This window comes from Lutibacter sp. (assembly GCF_016342705.1).
In the GTDB taxonomy this organism is placed as follows: Bacteria; Bacteroidota; Bacteroidia; order Flavobacteriales; family Flavobacteriaceae; genus Lutibacter.
Window position 1 is genome coordinate 116,052 of sequence record NZ_JAEINV010000007.1, and the last position, 18,168, is coordinate 134,219.

General features: G+C 30.1%; 19 protein-coding genes. 12 read left to right on the forward strand and 7 right to left on the reverse strand.

The features are described 5' to 3' along the window. The first annotated feature begins 32 nt into the window (after positions 1 to 32). Genes nadC through folE form a run of 7 tightly spaced genes read left to right on the forward strand, consistent with a single transcriptional unit; the run spans position 33 to position 6,049 of the window. Positions 33 to 893, forward strand: coding sequence for a carboxylating nicotinate-nucleotide diphosphorylase (nadC, locus tag JEY78_RS08525; RefSeq protein WP_291849549.1), 861 nt, complete (start codon positions 33 to 35; stop codon positions 891 to 893). Next, a complete protein-coding gene (locus JEY78_RS08530) occupies positions 890 to 1,849 on the forward strand; it encodes a YihY/virulence factor BrkB family protein (protein ID WP_291849552.1) in 960 nt (319 codons plus the stop codon). The genes nadC and JEY78_RS08530 overlap by 4 nt, the downstream gene beginning before the upstream one ends. Then, positions 1,821 to 2,555, forward strand: a complete 735-nt coding sequence (gene kdsB / locus JEY78_RS08535) for a 3-deoxy-manno-octulosonate cytidylyltransferase (protein ID WP_291849554.1) — start codon at positions 1,821 to 1,823, stop codon at positions 2,553 to 2,555. Before JEY78_RS08530 ends, kdsB begins: the two co-directional genes overlap by 29 nt. Beyond that, entirely contained in the window at positions 2,555 to 3,127 is a 573-nt protein-coding gene (locus tag JEY78_RS08540; RefSeq protein ID WP_291849557.1) for a DUF4126 domain-containing protein, read from the forward strand. Before kdsB ends, JEY78_RS08540 begins: the two co-directional genes overlap by 1 nt. 2 nt (positions 3,128 to 3,129) lie before the next feature. Next, positions 3,130 to 3,606, forward strand: a complete 477-nt coding sequence (locus JEY78_RS08545) for a hypothetical protein (RefSeq protein WP_291849559.1) — start codon at positions 3,130 to 3,132, stop codon at positions 3,604 to 3,606. Between the two features lie 43 nt (positions 3,607 to 3,649). Beyond that, complete coding sequence (hisS, locus tag JEY78_RS08550; protein ID WP_291849562.1) at positions 3,650 to 5,311, forward strand: histidine--tRNA ligase; 1,662 nt, start codon at positions 3,650 to 3,652, stop codon at positions 5,309 to 5,311. A gap of 42 nt (positions 5,312 to 5,353) precedes the next feature. Beyond that, a complete protein-coding gene (gene folE, locus JEY78_RS08555) occupies positions 5,354 to 6,049 on the forward strand; it encodes a GTP cyclohydrolase I FolE (RefSeq protein WP_291849565.1) in 696 nt (231 codons plus the stop codon). 68 nt (positions 6,050 to 6,117) lie between these two features. On the opposite strand, the gene JEY78_RS08560 is transcribed toward folE, so the two are convergent. The 3 genes from JEY78_RS08560 to JEY78_RS08570 are packed head-to-tail and all read right to left on the reverse strand — an operon-like array spanning position 6,118 to position 7,486. Further along, positions 6,118 to 6,492 (reverse strand): DUF2752 domain-containing protein, encoded by a 375-nt coding sequence (locus tag JEY78_RS08560; protein ID WP_291849570.1) that lies wholly within the window; start codon positions 6,490 to 6,492, stop codon positions 6,118 to 6,120. Between the two features lie 46 nt (positions 6,493 to 6,538). Then, positions 6,539 to 6,802: a CD225/dispanin family protein gene (locus tag JEY78_RS08565; protein WP_291849573.1), complete on the reverse strand. Its 264-nt coding sequence runs from the start codon at positions 6,800 to 6,802 to the stop codon at positions 6,539 to 6,541. Positions 6,803 to 6,853: 51 nt separating this feature from the next. Continuing rightward, positions 6,854 to 7,486 (reverse strand): hypothetical protein, encoded by a 633-nt coding sequence (locus tag JEY78_RS08570; RefSeq protein WP_291849576.1) that lies wholly within the window; start codon positions 7,484 to 7,486, stop codon positions 6,854 to 6,856. Between the two features lie 101 nt (positions 7,487 to 7,587). Between JEY78_RS08570 and JEY78_RS08575 the strand changes: the two genes are divergently transcribed. Next, positions 7,588 to 8,154, forward strand: coding sequence for a DNA mismatch repair protein MutS (locus tag JEY78_RS08575; RefSeq protein ID WP_291849579.1), 567 nt, complete (start codon positions 7,588 to 7,590; stop codon positions 8,152 to 8,154). Here the strand turns inward: JEY78_RS08575 and JEY78_RS08580 are convergent, their stop codons facing one another. Beyond that, the gene (locus JEY78_RS08580) at positions 8,155 to 8,655 is read right to left on the reverse strand and encodes a hypothetical protein (RefSeq protein ID WP_291849582.1); all 501 of its coding nucleotides are present in this window, start codon (positions 8,653 to 8,655) and stop codon (positions 8,155 to 8,157) included. It abuts the gene before it with no gap. A gap of 82 nt (positions 8,656 to 8,737) precedes the next feature. Between JEY78_RS08580 and JEY78_RS08585 the strand changes: the two genes are divergently transcribed. Further along, positions 8,738 to 9,874, forward strand: coding sequence for a cysteine desulfurase family protein (locus tag JEY78_RS08585; protein WP_291849585.1), 1,137 nt, complete (start codon positions 8,738 to 8,740; stop codon positions 9,872 to 9,874). Further along, positions 9,874 to 10,842 (forward strand): type I phosphomannose isomerase catalytic subunit, encoded by a 969-nt coding sequence (locus tag JEY78_RS08590; protein ID WP_291849588.1) that lies wholly within the window; start codon positions 9,874 to 9,876, stop codon positions 10,840 to 10,842. The genes JEY78_RS08585 and JEY78_RS08590 overlap by 1 nt, the downstream gene beginning before the upstream one ends. On the opposite strand, the gene murB is transcribed toward JEY78_RS08590, so the two are convergent. Together murB and JEY78_RS08600 are read right to left on the reverse strand one after the other, a co-directional pair. Further along, entirely contained in the window at positions 10,839 to 11,840 is a 1,002-nt protein-coding gene (murB, locus tag JEY78_RS08595) for a UDP-N-acetylmuramate dehydrogenase (RefSeq protein WP_291849591.1), read from the reverse strand. The two genes, JEY78_RS08590 and murB, sit on opposite strands and share 4 nt — an antisense overlap. Further along, on the reverse strand, positions 11,841 to 13,034 hold the full coding sequence (locus JEY78_RS08600; RefSeq protein ID WP_291849593.1) for a pyridoxal phosphate-dependent aminotransferase: 1,194 nt from the start codon (positions 13,032 to 13,034) through the stop codon (positions 11,841 to 11,843). Positions 13,035 to 13,338: 304 nt separating this feature from the next. Here JEY78_RS08600 and JEY78_RS08605 point away from each other — a divergent pair, with 304 nt between their 5' ends. Then, complete coding sequence (locus JEY78_RS08605; RefSeq protein WP_291849596.1) at positions 13,339 to 14,535, forward strand: PDZ domain-containing protein; 1,197 nt, start codon at positions 13,339 to 13,341, stop codon at positions 14,533 to 14,535. 105 nt (positions 14,536 to 14,640) lie between these two features. On the opposite strand, the gene JEY78_RS08610 is transcribed toward JEY78_RS08605, so the two are convergent. Next, entirely contained in the window at positions 14,641 to 15,084 is a 444-nt protein-coding gene (locus tag JEY78_RS08610) for a DUF1573 domain-containing protein (protein ID WP_291849600.1), read from the reverse strand. A 114-nt stretch (positions 15,085 to 15,198) separates the two neighbouring features. Here JEY78_RS08610 and JEY78_RS08615 point away from each other — a divergent pair, with 114 nt between their 5' ends. Beyond that, complete coding sequence (locus JEY78_RS08615; RefSeq protein WP_291849603.1) at positions 15,199 to 17,826, forward strand: valine--tRNA ligase; 2,628 nt, start codon at positions 15,199 to 15,201, stop codon at positions 17,824 to 17,826. Positions 17,827 to 18,168 lie beyond the last annotated feature (342 nt).

The window sequence follows — 18,168 nt, forward strand, 5'->3', positions numbered from 1 at the left end:
AAAAAGTTATTTTTGTTTGAAAATTACGCATAATGATTACAAAAGAACAATTTGAAAAAGAACTCGATTTAATAATTGCAAATGCTATAAGAGAAGATATTGGTGATGGCGATCATAGCTCGTTAGCTTGTATACCAGTGAATGCAACTGGAAAAGCAAAGCTTTTGGTAAAAGAAGACGGAATTATTGCTGGAGTTGAAATGGCAAAACGTATTTTTAAGTATGTAGATAAAGATTTAAAAGTGGAAACTTTAATAAATGATGGAGCTAAAGTTTCCTATGGCGACATTGTTTTTTATGTAGAAGGAAGTTCGCAATCTATTTTAAAATCGGAACGTTTGGTGTTAAATGTAATGCAACGAATGAGTGCAATTGCAAAAAAAACCAAAGAGTTTGCAAAACTTTTAGAAGGAACAAAAACCAAAGTTTTAGATACCAGAAAAACAACACCAGGTATTAGAGCACTTGAAAAATGGGCAGTTGTAATTGGTGGTGGTGAAAATCATAGGTTTGCATTGTATGATATGATTATGTTAAAAGACAATCATATAGATTTTTGCGGTGGCGTTTCAAAAGCAATTTTAAAAACTCAACAATACTTAAAAGATCATAATTTAGACTTAAAAATTATTGTGGAAGCAAGAAGTATTGAAGAAATTAAAGAAATTTTAGCAGTTGGAGGAGTTCACCGTATTTTAATTGATAATTTTGATTATGATGGTACACGAGAAGCTGTAAAAATAATTGGAGATAAATGTCAAACAGAATCATCAGGAGGTATTAATTTAGAAACTGCCAGAAAATATGCCGAGTGCGGTGTAGATTATATTTCATCAGGAGCATTAACACATTCTGTATACAATATGGATTTAAGTTTAAAAGCTGTTGAATGACAAAACCCATAGAAGATAATCTAGATAAAATTCCGATAGTAAAATGGATTGTTAAACTTGGAAAAAGTATTATTATTCCAGGGTTATCGGGTATGTCTTTATATGATGTTATTGAAATGTATGTTATTGGAATTTTAAAAGGCGCATTAACATCTAGAGCAGGAGGAATTTCCTTTAGCTTTTTTATGGCGCTATTTCCATTTTTACTTTTTATTCTAACATTAATTCCATACGTTCCTATTGAAAACTTTCAAAGTGATTTTCTATTCACACTTCAAAAAATATTACCACCAAATACTGCCGAATCTGTTGATGTTGTTATTAATGATATTATAAATAATAGGTATGGAGATCTATTGTCCTTTGGTTTTATTGCTTCTATATTTTTAATGGCAAACGGTGTAAATGCCATTTTAGGAGGTTTTGAATATTCTTATCATGTAACAGAAATGCGGAATATCATTCGTCAATATTTTGTTTCAATGGGAATGGCAATTTTATTATCCCTTACCTTAATATTTACAGTAGCAGTTATAGTGTATTTTGAAATTGGTATTGAAAGTTTAAAAAGCAAAGGTTGGCTAGATGATGATTTATTTTGGATAGAAAAAGGACAGTTTTTATTTTTTGTATTGTTAATTTTTGTGTCCGTTTCCTTTTTATATAAATATGGAACCAAAGAAGTAAAACATCTTTCGTTTTTTAATGCAGGCTCAATTTTAACAACATTATTAACTTTACTAATGTTTAAACTTTTTGGAATTTATGTATTAAAATTTGCAACATACAATCAGCTTTACGGCTCCATTGGAACCTTGTTGGTTTTAATGCTTTTTGTGTGGTTGAATTCTATAATTTTGTTATTAGGGTTTGAGTTAAATGCAAGTATTAATAGTTTAAGACGATTTCATATTAAAGAAGAAATAGATGAAAATAATAGCAATGATTCCTGCTAGGTATGAAGCGAGCAGATTTCCAGGAAAATTAATGAAAGATTTGGCTGGTAAAACAGTTATTTTAAGAACTTATGAAGCTACAAAACAATCCAATTTATTTGATGAAGTTTTTGTGGTTACAGATAGTGATATTATTTTTAATGAAATTATTTCAAACGGTGGAAAAGCAATAAAGAGCAAAAAAGAACACGAATCGGGTAGCGATAGAATTGCAGAAGCTATTGAAAACATTGATGTTGATATAATTGTAAATGTGCAAGGTGATGAGCCTTTTACTAAAACAGCACCACTTTCAAAATTGTTGCAAGTTTTTAAAAACGATGTTGAAAAAGAAATTGATATTGCTTCATTAAAATTTAAAATGGACGATTTGGAAGAAATCAACAATCCAAACAATGTAAAGGTGGTAACTAATGAAAATGATTTTGCCATGTATTTTTCACGTTCGCCAATTCCATATCCTAGAGATGCATCAAAAGCAGTTTATTTTAAACATATTGGTATTTATGCCTTTAGAAAAGAAGCGCTTTTAAGATTTACAAAATTACCAATCAATCTATTAGAAGCTGCTGAAAAATTAGAAAACCTTCGTTTTTTAACTCATGGTTTTAAAGTAAAAATGGTAGAAACCAATCAAATAGCAATTGGTATTGATACTCCTGAGGATTTAGAAAAAGCCAATGCTATTTTTAAAAATGAAAAATAATGAGTCTATCTCCAGAAACCATCTTTAGTATTTTAATAGGAATGGGCCTTGCAGCATCTGTAGGATTCAGAATTTTTGTACCATTATTTGCGTTAAGTTTAGCTTCTTATTACAATATAATTCCTTTAAATGAAAGTTGGCAATGGGTTGGTAGTTCAAATGCTTTGTTGTTATTAGGAATTGCAACCATTGTAGAAATTTTGGCATATTTTATTCCTTGGTTCGATAATCTACTTGATACTATTGCAATTCCCTTAGCTGCAGTTGCAGGAACAGCTGTAATGGTAGCAACGGTAAGTGATTTGAGTCCAGTAATAACTTGGGCATTGGCAATTATTGCGGGAGGCGGAACTGCTACAGCTATAAAAGGATCAACTAGTACATCTCGTTTAGCATCAACAGCAACAACTGGCGGAATTGCAAATCCGGTAATCTCAACAATTGAAACAGGCTCTTCTATTGCAATGTCAGTATTTTCAATTTTTTTACCAATTGTAGCCATCATATTTGTAGTCATTATTTTTTGGCTCATTTTCAAAGTATTTAAACTATTTAAACCTTCAAAAAAATAACAATGAGTTATATCAACAGAGAACCAAAAGATTTTATTAAATCGTTGCAAATTATTCATTTTGCATTATTAGCAGGAGTGTTAGTTTTTGCAGCATACGTTGCTTTTGCTGCAAAAGACAGACTCTTTTTTTCGTATCAAGAAGAGAAAGCATTTTTATATTTAGCTATAATTATTGCTTTTGCAGGTAATTTAACAAGTAAATTTTTATATGCTAAATTATTAAAGCAAATTTCTAAAGATGCCGATTTATCGCAAAAAGCAATTAAATTTAGTACAGCACATATTTTTAGAATGGCAATGTTAGAATTTCCAGCTTTTATGTGTGTATTTTTTGTGTGGCAATCTAACAATAGTTTTTATTTTATATTGGTTGGTATCTTGGTTTTAATGATGTTAGCTATATATCCAACTAAAAATAAGTTTGAAAATGATGTGCCTTTAACAAGTAAAGAAAAATCAATGCTTGAAAAGCTTTAATTAGTTTTTTAATTTTTAGATATTTGCAACCTAATTTTTTTAAATGGCACAAAAACCAAGTATTCCAAAAGGAACAAGAGATTTTTCACCTACAGAAGTAGCAAAACGTACTTATATTTTTTCAACTATTAGAAATGTATTTGAAACTTTTGGATTTCAACCTATTGAAACTCCAAGTTTTGAGAATTCAGATACGTTAATGGGGAAATATGGAGATGAAGGTGATCGGTTGATTTTTAAGATATTAAATTCTGGAGATTATTTTAAAGATATTCAGAAACAAGTAATTGAGAATTTGGATTTTGCCAATATTTTTTATCAAATTTTTGATGCAATTCAATATATTGAAGATAAAAGTTCTGAATTTAATTACGAAGAATATATTAATGAATATATTGAAACGTATAATGAACTTACAACTGATGAGAAGAAAATGCTACTTAATTATTTTACACTTAATAAGAAGGAATTTATTGCTTTTTATGAAAATGAAGAAGTGTTAGATAATGAAGAGGAATTAGAAGATAAATCATACTTCAAAGAAAATTTTATAGAAGAATTAGTTAAACCGAATATTGATAAATTATTAAATTCGAATAAATTAACTGCGTCTATTTCAGAAAAAGCGTTGCGTTATGATTTAACAGTGCCTTTTGCACGTTATGTGGTGCAACACCAAAACGAAATTGAATTTCCTTTTAAACGGTATCAAATGCAACCAGTTTGGCGAGCAGATAGACCACAAAAAGGACGCTTTAGAGAATTTTATCAGTGTGATGCCGATGTAGTGGGAAGTAAAGGTTTATGGCAAGAAGTTGAATTTGTTCAATTATATGATGCTGTTTTTAGTAAGTTAAGGTTGTTTGGTACGACTATCAAATTAAATAATAGAAAAATATTAGCTGGTATTGCTGAAATTATTGGTGAAGCTGATAAATTAATTGATTTTACAGTTGCTTTAGATAAGTTAGATAAGATTGGTGCTGAGGGAGTTACAAAGGAAATGTTAGAAAAAGGTATTTCTGAAACAGCGATTGAAAAAGTACAACCATTATTTAGTTTTAATGGAACTAATCAAGAAAAATTAAACCAGTTACAAGTGTTGTTGGCAGATTCTGTAGAAGGAACAAATGGTGTAAACGATTTACGTTTTGTAATTGATAACATTGAAATATTAGGATTGCAAAGTGCAAATTTAGAGATTGATGTAACTTTGGCAAGAGGTTTAAACTATTATACTGGAGCAATTTACGAAGTTTCTGCGCCAAATGGGGTTCAAATGGGCTCAATAGGTGGAGGTGGAAGATATGATGATTTAACGGGTATTTTTGGATTAAAAGATATGAGTGGCGTTGGAATTTCTTTTGGTTTAGACAGAATTTATTTGGTGTTAGAAGAATTAAATTTATTTGATGCTGTAGAGCTTCCAAAACCAAAAGTATTGTTTGTAAATTTTGGAGATAAAGAAGCCGCTTTTTGTATGAAAGCATTGGTAAAATTAAGAGAACACAATATTAAATCTGAATTATACCCAGATAGTTCAAAAATGAAGAAACAAATGAATTATGCAAACAGAAGAGAAATTCCGTTTGTGGTAATGGTGGGTTCTTCTGAAATTGAGAAGAATATATATACCGTAAAAATTATGCAAACGGGTGAACAGCAAGAATGTAGTTTAGAAGAATTACTTAAAATCACCCAATAACTTTAAAACAAAGTTGTAAATTTGCACACTAATAACTAAAAAATGTTTGAAAGTAAAAACATAATGACAAATAAAATTGATGAAATAGGAGATGATCACGTTGGATCTTCTGCAAAAACACCTTTAAGAGTAGATGCTTTTGATATTTCTGACGAAGAAAAAAGAAATCGCATAGAAGCAAGTGTACGTGATATTTTAGATACGTTAGGAATGGATTTAGAAGACGATAGCATAAAAGGAACGCCAAGAAGAGTTGCTAAAGCTTTTGTAAATGAACTGTTCTCAGGGTTAAACCCAGCTAATAAGCCAAAATTATCAACATTTGATAATAATTATAAATATGGTGAAATGTTGGTAGAAAAAAACATTACGGTGTATTCTACTTGCGAGCATCATTTATTGCCAATTGTTGGAAGGGCTCACGTAGCTTACATTTCTAACGGAAATGTTATTGGTTTATCTAAAATGAATAGAATTGTAGATTATTTTGCAAAACGTCCACAAGTGCAAGAACGTTTAACTATGCAAGTTGTGCAAGCGTTGCAAGCTGCTTTAGGAACCGATGATGTTGCTTGTGTAATTGATGCAAAACATTTATGTGTGAATTCACGTGGTGTTCGTGATATTGAGAGCAGCACCGTAACTTCTGAGTTTGGCGGAAAATTTAAAGATAAAGAGGTTCGTAGAGAATTTTTAGATTATATAAAAATGGATACTAATTTTAATGAAATTAAGTAAAAATTAAATTTCAATAGATATAAAGCAGCTTTTAAGCTGCTTTTTTTATGTCTAAAAGTTCAGGCTTTTTAATGAGGAATTAATAAATTAAAAGGATACCTAGGAATATTTCGTACTATCCAAAATAGGAGTACTATAATTAATACTATAATAGGTGTTTTTGGATGATAAATGTAATTGTAAATATTTTTCTTGAAAAGTGAATTAATTACTGTTATAAATAAATGATAAGCGATTAAAAGAATTCCTAAAATATATAATACATTCTGTTTTGCAACTTCAATAAAATTAAAATTTAATAAATGATGTGTAGCTCGCTGACTACCACAACCCGGACAATACAAACCCGTAGTTATATATAATGGACATTTAGGTAAATAGTTTACCGTACTCGGATTTATAGTATAATAAACAAAAACAAATACCATGGTTAAAATTGCCATCGCATAATATTTGACCTTAATATTTTTGAAGGATTTAAAATTCACCCTATTGTAGTTTAGTAATACCTCCTAAAACAAAAATAAAAAGAAGAACAGATAAAATAGCTAAAACGAACCCCGAAATTATGGCAGCAATCATCCAATTTTTAGCGCTTTTAGAAGCTTTTTTAGCGCCATCGTAATTTCCTTCTGCAAATCTCGAATTTACTTGAGCAGCATAAACAATACTGACAATACCGAATGGTTGACAGCAAAAAATGGTGACTAAAATTGCTTCAATTAAATAGTTTTTAGGTCGATTTTGTTCCATATAAAAATCATTTTATTTTTATTGAAAAATAAAAAACTAAGATACAATTATTTAGAACGAATTATTTATAGTTTTAAAAATAAAGTGTATTTCACCAGCAATTTGTTGATTGGTTTCTAAGTATTTTTCTGATTGATATAGCGTGTTATCAAATGCTTTTGGATCAATAAAAGGGAGGTGAAAGCGCTCAATAGCATTAGAAATAATAGGACAGTTTTCATCGGCATTTGAGCATGTTGTAATAGCTATAAAGGGCTTTTTATTATGGTTGTCATCATATAATTTAGAAAAACCTATAATTGGATTTATACCATTTTTATAATTAATAGCATATACCGGATTTTGGTGTGAAAACTCACTAATTTGAAACGTAAACCCAACTTCTTGTAAAGTTTTAACAGTATTTCTGTAAAATGCCGTGATAGCCGTTCCTCCAGAAAAACTCTTAACTTCAGAAAATTTAAAATAATTAGCAGCATAACTGCTCCAAACTTGCGCTAACTGACTTCTTCTGCTATTATGTGTACAAATATAATTTAGGTTTACTTTTTTATTTAACTCCATTTCTTTTGCAATAAAAATGGCAATTGATTTTAATAGCTGTTTTCTATTTTCATCAATTTTTAAATTTATAAGTGCATTTTTAAAAAATTGTTCTGTATTAATAGATTCAGTTCGCAACATCTTTATATTTTTGTGTAAAAATAAGTTTAATAGGAATAACTTTTATTTCTTCAAAATTACTAAAAAGTTAAGAAATTTGTTATTCATTTAAAAATTAAAAAATGGAAAGACAATTTAAAATTGGAGATACAGTTGCTGTATTAGATGATGTAATTAAAGGGAAGGTATTGGCTATTTCCAACGGAAAAATTAGTATTGAAAGTGCAGATGGTTTTGCTTTTGAATTTTACCCAAATGAATTAGTAATTATTAAGGAGAATCAAGCAGATTTATCTAAATATTCTGATATTTTTAATGAAGGCTTAACCGAAAAATTAAATCATCAAGAAAAAAAGAAAAGCGCTCCCAAATTTAAAAGTAATACTAAACCCGAAGATTTACCTCCAATGGAAGTAGATTTACATATTCATCAACTCACCAAATCAACTGCCGGAATGGATAATTATGATATGCTAAATCTTCAAATTGATACTGCAAAACATAAAATTGAGTTTGCTATTAAAAACAGATTACCTAAAATTGTTTTTATTCACGGTGTTGGTGAAGGTGTTCTAAAAAGTGAATTGGAATTTTTATTTAAAAATTATAATCTTACTTCATACGCTGCTTCCTATAAAAAATATGGACTTGGAGCAACGGAAGTGTATATTTATCAGAATCCTAAATAGTTATACTTTAATGGTGATAGAACCGTAAGGGAAAGTTTCAAAATACACTCTATCTGTACCATCAAAAAACAATAATTCACTTATAGAAATTTCATGTTTGTAACCAGTAATTGTGGTGCCTGTTAAAACTTGCGTAGTTTTAATTATAACTTTTCCACTGGTAGCAATTAACTCTTTTGTTACTTTGGGCTGTGTAGGAGGAATGTTTTGACAAAAATAATCGGTGCCAAATTCACTATCTAATATTCTATAAGTAGCTTTAATAGAGGTTGTTGCTACTGAAGCACCAAGTGCTATAGTTTTTTCACCAACAGTAGTTCCTAAATGCGTTTTTACTAAAGATAGTGCTAACAATTCCGTTTTACCACTATTTGTTACATATAAAACATATTCTCCGCAACTTGTAACGGTATCAGTAAACTCAAAAGAAGGAACATCAAAATCACCATCACTACAAGAATTTAGTGAGAAAATTAATAAAAGTGTTAGTATTTTTTTCATGTTAAATATTTATGAAGCAAAAATAAATGTTTTCAACTATTAAGCACTAAATGAAACCATTTATTTTAGTTATTTTTGTAAGGTGAAACAAGTATATTTAGATAACGCAGCAACTACACCAATGTTGCCCGAAGTAATTACGGTGGTAACCGAAGCAATGCATACTGTTTATGGAAATCCATCATCTATTCATCAGATAGGAAGAACCTCAAAATCTTTAGTTGAAACAGCACGGAAAAACATTGCAAAACATTTTAATGTAACAGCTTCTGAAATAGTTTTTACTGCTGGAGGAAGTGAAGCCGATAACTTAATTTTAAGAAATGCAGTTATTAATTTAGGCGTTAAAACAATTATCACGTCAAAAGTTGAACACCATGCGGTGTTGCATACTATTGAAAATTTAGCAAAAGAATTTCCAATAAAAGTTTTTTGGGTACAAGTAGATGAAACAGGATCTATTGATTTTGAACACTTAGAAACTTTATTAAAACAAACCAATGAAAAAAAATTGGTGAGTTTAATGTATGTAAATAACGAAATTGGAAATATTTTAAATGTTAAAAAAGTTACTGATTTATGCAGTGAATATAAAGCATTATTTCATTCGGATGCAGTACAAGCAGTTGGGCATTTTAAATTTGATATTCAAAAAACACCGATAGATTTTTTTGTAGCGAGTGCACACAAGTTCCACGGACCTAAAGGAGTTGGATTTGCATATATAAAAAAAGGCGTTGGCATTTATCCAATTTTGCACGGAGGAGAGCAAGAAAGAGGCGCAAGAGCTGGTACAGAAAATGTGCATAGTATTTTAGGAATGGAAAAAGCATTGCAAATTGCCTACTCAAATTTAGAAAAGGAATCAGTAGAAATACAAACGTTAAAAAGTTATTTTATACAACAACTAAAAAATAATTTTGAAGGAATTAAATTTAATGGAACTTCTCAAAGTGAGCAAGATAGTAGTTACATTATTTTAAATGTTCAGTTTCCAAAAGAATATGCCATGTTACTTTTTAATTTAGATTTAAAAGGGATTGCAGTTTCAGGAGGTAGTGCTTGCCAAAGTGGAAGTAACAAGGGCTCACACGTATTAAATACAATTTTATCAGAAAAAGACGCAAAAAATACTTCAGTTCGGTTTTCGTTTAGCAAATTAAATACAATTGAAGAATTAGATTTTGTTATTAATAATTTAAAAACACTTATACAATAATGTTAAATTATCCATTAAAATTTGTCCCAATTTTAAAAGATAAAATTTGGGGAGGAAGTAAACTTGTAAAAAACTTACATAAAAAATCTGATTTAGAAGATATTGGGGAAAGCTGGGAAATTTCAGATGTTGAAGGCAATGTTTCCGTAGTACAAAATGGAAGTTTAAAAGGAACCTCTCTAAGAGATTTACAAGCATCCTATAAAGCTGAATTCATTGGAAAAAACAATTATGCTAATTTTGGAAACAATTTTCCATTACTCATAAAGTTTATTGATGCAAAACAAGATTTATCGGTACAAGTACATCCAAATGATGCATTATCAAAACAACGTCATAATTCATTTGGAAAAACAGAAATGTGGTACATTCTGCAAGCTGATGCAGGGGCTAGGTTAATTTTAGGATTTAATGAAACAATCAATGCTGCTAAATATGTAAAGCTATTAGAAGATAAAAATATTATGTCAGTTTTAAATGGTGTACCTGTAAAAAAAGGGGATGCATTTTTTATTGAAACTGGAACTGTACACGCAATTGGTGCTGGTATTGTTTTGGCAGAAATCCAACAAACAAGCGATATTACCTATAGAATTTACGATTTTGATAGAGTTGATGATCAAGGAAATGAACGTGAATTACATACAGAATTGGCTGTTGATGCCTTAAATTTTAGTGATAAAATAGATACGGATAGAAACTATTCAAAAAGCAAAAACGTTTTAAATACGGTAGCTACGTGTCAATATTTCAAAACTAATTTTATTCCTATAAAAGGAACTGTAACATTAGATTATACAAAAACAGATTCTTTTGTAATATTTATGTGTGTGGAAGGAAGTGCTGAGATTTCAATTTTCGGGAATACTGAAACTATCAGTTTTGGTGAAACGGTATTAATTCCTGCAACTGCTGAAAATGTACTAATTTCATCTGTTGGATGTGAATTGTTGGAAGTAACTGTTTAAATAACGTTTACTTCAATTTCTAATTCAATAGCAAAATTTTGTAAAACTGTTTGCTGAATACGCTGGGCAAGATTATAAATTTCTTGTCCAGTTGCATTTTTATAGTTTACTAAAACAAGTGCTTGTTTTTCGTGTACCCCCGCATCTCCAAATCGTTTTCCTTTAAATCCACTTTGTTCAATTAACCAACCAGCCGGAATCTTAATTTCGTTTTCAGAAACTATATAATGTGGTATTTCTGGATATTTATTTTGAAGTTTTTTAAATGCATCAACAGTTATTACGGGATTTTTAAAAAAACTCCCACTATTTCCAATCTCTTTAGGGTCAGGTAGTTTACTTTGTCTAATGGCTATAATAGCATCAGCTATTTCTTTTAATGTAGGAGCTACTTTATTTTTTAATTCTGTTTGAATAGCTCCATAAGAAATATTAATTTTATGTGAGTGCTTGGTAAGCTTAAAAGTCACTTTTGTAATAATATAGTTCCCTTTTAATTCATGTTTAAAAACAGAATTTCTATATCCAAAATTGCAGTCATCAGCATTAAAAACATGTGTTTTTCCAGTCGCAATTTCAAGAGCTTCTAATTGGTGAAAAGTATCTTTAATTTCCACACCATAAGCCCCAATATTTTGAATAGGAGAACTACCCACATTTCCAGGAATAAGCGATAAATTTTCTAAACCGCCGTAGTTTTTTGAAATGCACCAAAGCACAAAATTGTGCCAGTTTTCTCCAGCTTCGGCAGTAACCAACACATAATTTTCATTTAAATCACTAGAAGTAATTCCTTTTAAATTAAGTTGAACAACAAGCTTTTCAACGTTTTTAGTTAACAACATATTACTTCCGCCACTCAATAAAAAAATGTCTTTTTCAGTAGATATAAGTTGTTTTAGTTCACTTAAAGAATTTACGGTTACAAATTGCTTTGCAATAGCATCAATTCCAAAGGTATTATAAGGTTTTAAAGATATATTTTCTAAAATATTCAATTATAGAGAGTTATATTTAATTAAGGCTGCTTTTAATATGGCAACCGATTGAATAAGATCTGCTGTTTTTAATACATACGCAATTCTCACTTGATTTGTTCCAATTCCTGGTGTTGAATAAAATCCTGCTGCAGGAGCCACCATAACAGTTTGGTTATTTAGGTTGAAATCTTCTAAAAGCCATTGCGCAAATTTATCCGCATTATCCACAGGTAATTCTGCAACACAATAAAAGGCACCTCTTGGGTTTGCAACTTTTACTCCTTCAATTTTAGACAATTCTTCAATAAGAAGATCTCTTCTTTTTTTGTATTCAACACTAACTTCATCAAAATAAGATTGTGGTGTTTCTAAAGCAGCTTCACTGGCAATTTGAGCATAGGTTGGAGGGCTTAATCGAGCTTGCGCAAATTTTAATGCAGTACTAATAACTTCTTTATTTTTAGATACAATACAACCAATTCTTGCACCACACATGCTATATCTTTTTGAAACAGAATCAATTACAATAGCGTAATTGTCTAAGCCAAAATTATTAAGTACAGATTGGTGTTGCACATTATCATATACAAACTCTCTATATACTTCATCTGCAATTAAAAATAAGTCGTGTTTTTTAACAATCTCCGCTAATTTTTCAATTTCTTCTCTAGAATATAAATAACCTGTTGGATTGTTTGGATTACAAATTAAAATTGCCTTAGTTTTTGGTGTAATCAATTTTTCAAATTCACTAATTGGAGGCAATGCAAAATTATTTTCAATTTTTGAAATTACTGGTACAATGGTAACACTTGATGCTGTTGAAAAACCATTATAATTAGCATAAAATGGTTCTGGAATTATAATTTCATCTCCTGGATCAGTAATACTTCCAATAGCAAAAAGCAACGCTTCAGATCCACCTGTTGTAACTATTATATCTGTTGCTTGTACCTTAATATTATAAGTTTCGTAGTAGTTGGCAATTTTTTGTCTGTAAGTTTCAGAACCTTCAGAACGACTATATTCTAAAACTTTTAAAGTATTATTTTTTACGGCATTTAAAGCAACTTCAGGTGTTTTAATGTCTGGTTGCCCAATATTTAAGTGAAAAACTTCAATTCCTCTCTTTTTAGCATTTTCAGCATATGGCACCAATTTTCTAATTGGTGATTCGGGCATATTTTTTCCTTTAATTGATATTGTTGGCATTATTCAATTTTTATTAAAAATGATATAACAAAATTGCGAAATTTAATTTAAAAAGTGTAACTTTTTATCGATTTTTTAAAGGTTAAAATTTTCACAAAAGTTGTGCTAAGGTTGTATGTTTTTGTACATTAACTAGTAATTAAATTTAAATAAATTGATTAAGAAGCATTTACATTTTTTTATACTGATTTTTATTATTTGTAATGTTGCAGCTGTTTTTTCTCAGGGAAGCTACCAGTTTATAAATAGTACAAAAAAACAAACCGTTAAATTTAAACTATTAAGTAATTTAATTGTTTTTCCTATGGAGGTAAATGGGAAAGATTTAAATTTTATATTAGATTCTGGTGTTGGAAGAACTATTTTGTTTAATATTAATTATAACGACTCTATTCCGCTTTTTAATACCCAAAAAATAAAATTGCAAGGGCTTGGGAAGGACGATGCAGTGGAAGCTATTTTGTCGGATGAAAATGTGTTTAAACTTAAAAATATTGTAGGGAAAAATCAAAGTTTATTTGTAATTTTTGATGATAGTTTTGATTTATCTTCTAAAATGGGACTTACTATTCACGGGATTATAGGGTACGATATTTTAAAAGATTTTGTGGTAACGGTAAATTATAGTTCAAAAATTTTAACTTTTTCTGACCCTAACAATTACGCTCAAAAAAAATGCAAAAAATGTGAAGTGTTACCAATTGAGTTTAATAGTTTAAAACCATATATAAATGTTGGAGTTAAGCTAGAGGCTAATCCTTCAAAAATAATTCCTGTTAAATTATTGGTAGATTCCGGAGGGAGTGATGCTATGTGGTTATTTGAAAATAGTGCAATTGATATTGTAGCGCCATCCAACTATTTTGAAGATTTTTTAGGAGAAGGGTTAAGTGGAGCTGTGCATGGTAAAAGGTCTATTATTGAAGCATTGGTAATTGGTAAATTTGAATTTGAAAAACCAACTGTTTCATTTCCGGATTCATTATCTGTTTTTCATGCGCGTAAATTTGAAGATAGAAACGGAAGTTTAGGAGCTTCTGTTTTAAAAAGGTTTGAGGTAACTTTTAATTATCCAAAAAATGAAATTTACTTAAAAAAAGGAAGTGGATTTAAAGATAAGTTCACTTATAATATGAGCGGTATTGAGCTTGCATATAATGGAAAAATATTAGTAAAAGAACAAGAATATAGTTCCATTGGATTTAAAGATAATTTAAACTCACCAGATAGAAACACTGTAACATTAGATTATAGGTATAAATACGATTTTAAGCCATCCTATAAAATTCATAAAATAACCATGGGTTCACCGGCCTATAAAGCTGGATTATTAAAAGATGATATAATTGTGAAAATTAATGGAAAATATACCTACGGAATGCAGTTAGAAGAAATAGTTGGGTATTTTTACGAAAAAGAAAATAAGAAAATTACGGTAGTGATTGAACGGAACAATCAAGATTATACCTACAGTTTTAGATTAGAAAATGCTTTAAAATAAAAAAAGCTGTCTAAAAAGTAACCTTTTCGTCAACCTGAACTTGATTCAGAATGACGGATTTTAATGCTTTTTAGACAGCCTTTTGTTAATATTAAAAGTCTACTGTTATTTTGAAGAAACAGAAGATTTTTGTTTTACCACTTCAGATTCTGCTTTTAAAACTATTCCTTTAATTCTAAGCATTTTAGTTGCTTCAGTTGCGTTAGAATATACAGTTATTGTTTTTGAAAAACCACCTGCAGTATGTGTGTTGTATTTTACTTCAATTTCACCTGATGCACCTGGCATAATTGGCCCTTCTGGTTTTTTAGGTACCGTACAACCGCAGCTAGATTGAATTCTATCAATTACTAAAGGTGATTTACCAACGTTTTTAAATTTAAAAACACGTAGGCCATCAGCATTTAATTCAATAGTTCCATAATCAATTACATCCGCTTCAAATTCAAATGCAGGAGCATTTGGATCTACAGTTGCTGTTGTTTTTTCTTGAGCATTTATTGAAAGTGATACAAGTCCAATAAATAGTAATAATGCTATTTTTTTCATTTTTATAATCGTTTTAATAATGTAAAGTTAGTTCTTTTTTTAAGTTTTCAAAATATTTTGTGTTATCTCTTATAATTGTACATTTGCAAAATCTATTACAAATATCAGACCAAAATGAGTTTAGCTACAAAATATAGCCCACAAGACATAGAAAGCAAATGGTATAACTATTGGATGGAAAATAATTATTTTCATTCTACACCTAATGAAAAAGAACCGTATACTATTGTAATTCCACCGCCAAATGTAACCGGAGTGTTGCATATGGGGCATATGTTAAATAACACCATACAAGATGTATTAATTAGACGTGCGCGTTTAAAAGGTTTTAACGCATGTTGGGTACCTGGTACAGATCACGCTTCTATTGCAACAGAAGCCAAAGTGGTAGATAAGTTAAAACAACAAGGAATTAATAAAGCAGACTTAACACGTGAGGAGTTTTTAAAACATGCGTGGGAGTGGACTGATAAGCATGGTGGAATTATTTTAGAACAGTTAAAAAAGTTAGGAGCTTCTTGTGATTGGGAACGAACTAAGTTTACGATGGATGCAGATTTAAGCGAAGCTGTTACCAAAGTTTTTATTGATTTATATAACAAAGGGTTAATTTACCGTGGTTACAGAATGGTAAACTGGGATCCTTCGGCTAAAACGACCTTGTCTGATGAAGAAGTTATTTATGAAGAACGTCAAGGAAATTTATACTATTTAAATTATAAAATTGAGGGAACTGATGATGTGCTAACCATTGCAACTACACGTCCTGAAACAATTTTAGGAGATTCAGCCATTTGTATCAATCCAAATGATGATCGTTTTACACATTTAAAAGGTAAAAAAGCCATTGTACCTATTTGCAATAGAGTAATTCCTATTATTGAAGATGAATATGTGGATATTGAGTTTGGAACAGGTTGTTTAAAAGTAACACCAGCGCACGATCAGAACGATAAAGTATTAGGTGAAAAACACAATTTAGAAGTCATTGATATTTTTAATGATGATGCTACCTTAAATTCTTTCGGAATGCATTATGAAGGAAAAGATCGTTTTGTGGTTCGTAAAGAAATTACCAAAGAATTAGAAGAATTAGGTTGTTTAGTTAAAATTGAACAACATTTACATAAAGTGGGTACTTCTGAAAGAACAAAAGAAGTTATTGAACCTAAAATTTCAGCACAATGGTTTTTAAAAATGGATACTATTGTAGAGCCAGCTTTAAAAGCAGTGTTGGAAGATGAAGAAATTAAATTCTTTCCAAAGCATTATAATAGTACCTATCGTCATTGGTTAGAAAACATTCGGGATTGGAACATTTCTCGTCAATTGTGGTGGGGACACCAAATACCTGCTTATTTTTATGGTGATGGTGAAAATGATTTTGTGGTAGCAACTAGTATTGAAGAAGCGGTAACAATTGCATCTGAAAAATTAGGTAAACAATTAACAGCGGAAGATTTAACACAAGATCCAGATGCCTTAGATACGTGGTTTTCATCTTGGTTATGGCCAATATCGGTTTTTGATGGGATTCGTTTTCCTAATAATGAGGAAATTAATTATTACTATCCAACCAACGATTTAGTAACAGGACCAGATATTATTTTCTTTTGGGTAGCTCGTATGATTTTTGCTGGATACGAATTTAGAAATGAAAAACCATTTTCAAATGTGTATTTTACAGGAATTGTACGTGATAAACAACGTAGAAAAATGTCGAAATCATTAGGAAACTCACCAGATCCTATTGAATTAATGGAACAATACGGTGCCGATGGTGTGCGTGTTGGAATGTTATTGTGTTCAGCCGCAGGAAACGATTTGTTATTTGATGAAGAATTATGCGCACAGGGACGTAACTTTTCTAACAAAATATGGAACGCTTACCGATTGGTAAAAGGTTGGGAAGTTTCAGAAACTATTGAGCAACCAAGTTCATCTGCAGTGGCTATTGAATGGTATAAAGCAAAGTTTCAACAAGTATTGGCAGATTTAGATAGTTCATTTGAGCTATACCGTTTAAGTGAAGCCTTAATGAATATTTATAAATTAATTTGGGATGATTTTTCTTCGTGGTTTTTAGAAATGGTAAAACCAGAATACCAAAAACCAATAGATGCTAAAACATACAAAGCGGTCATTGCCTTTTTAGAAGATAATTTAAAAATATTACATCCGTTTATGCCTTTCTTATCTGAAGAAATTTGGCAAGACATTACCACCAGAACTCCAGAAAAAGCGTTAATTATTGCGGAATACCCTAAGCTTGAAGTATATAATAACACGTTAATTAATGAGTTTAATGTGGCGGCTGATGTTATTTCAGGAATTAGAACCATTAGAAAAGACAAAAATATTTCATTTAAAGATACTATAGAGTTTTCTATTTTGAATAACGATAAAGTAAGTGCTAATTTTGATGCGGTGATTCAGAAAATGGGGAATATTAGCGAAATTAGTTATGTTACTTCAACGGTAGAAGGTGCTTTAAGTTTTAGAATAAAATCTAATGAGTATTTTATTCCAATGGTGGGCGCAATTGATGTGGAAGCTGAAAAAGCAAAATTAGAAGAAGAATTAAAATACACGCAAGGCTTCTTAAAATCGGTTCAAGGAAAATTAAGTAATGAACGTTTTGTGAACAATGCTCCTGAAAAAGTATTGGCTATTGAACGTCAGAAAGAAGCGGATGCATTGGCTAAAATTGATACAATAGAAGCAAGTTTAAAAAGTTTGTAATATTATATAATGCAATACAAATAAAAAGGGAACTCAGTTAATGAATTCCCTTTTTGTTTAATCGTCAGTCATTCCTTGCAAAAGGGAATCTTTCTTTTTGAACCAAAACCCAACGTCATTCCCTTATAAAAGGAAATCTCTTTATTTGGAACGTGTGACCCCCAGTCAACATTTCGGCGCTACTCAGAGCAGGTTTTATAATACATTTTTTTCACTTCTTTTAAAATACTAATAATTAACGTTTTTTTATGAATAATGCAGTGAACCTTATGAAATACAATTTTATTTCGCTAATAGTTGTTAAAAAAATATGGACTGTTTTTTTTTGATATAAAAGTTACA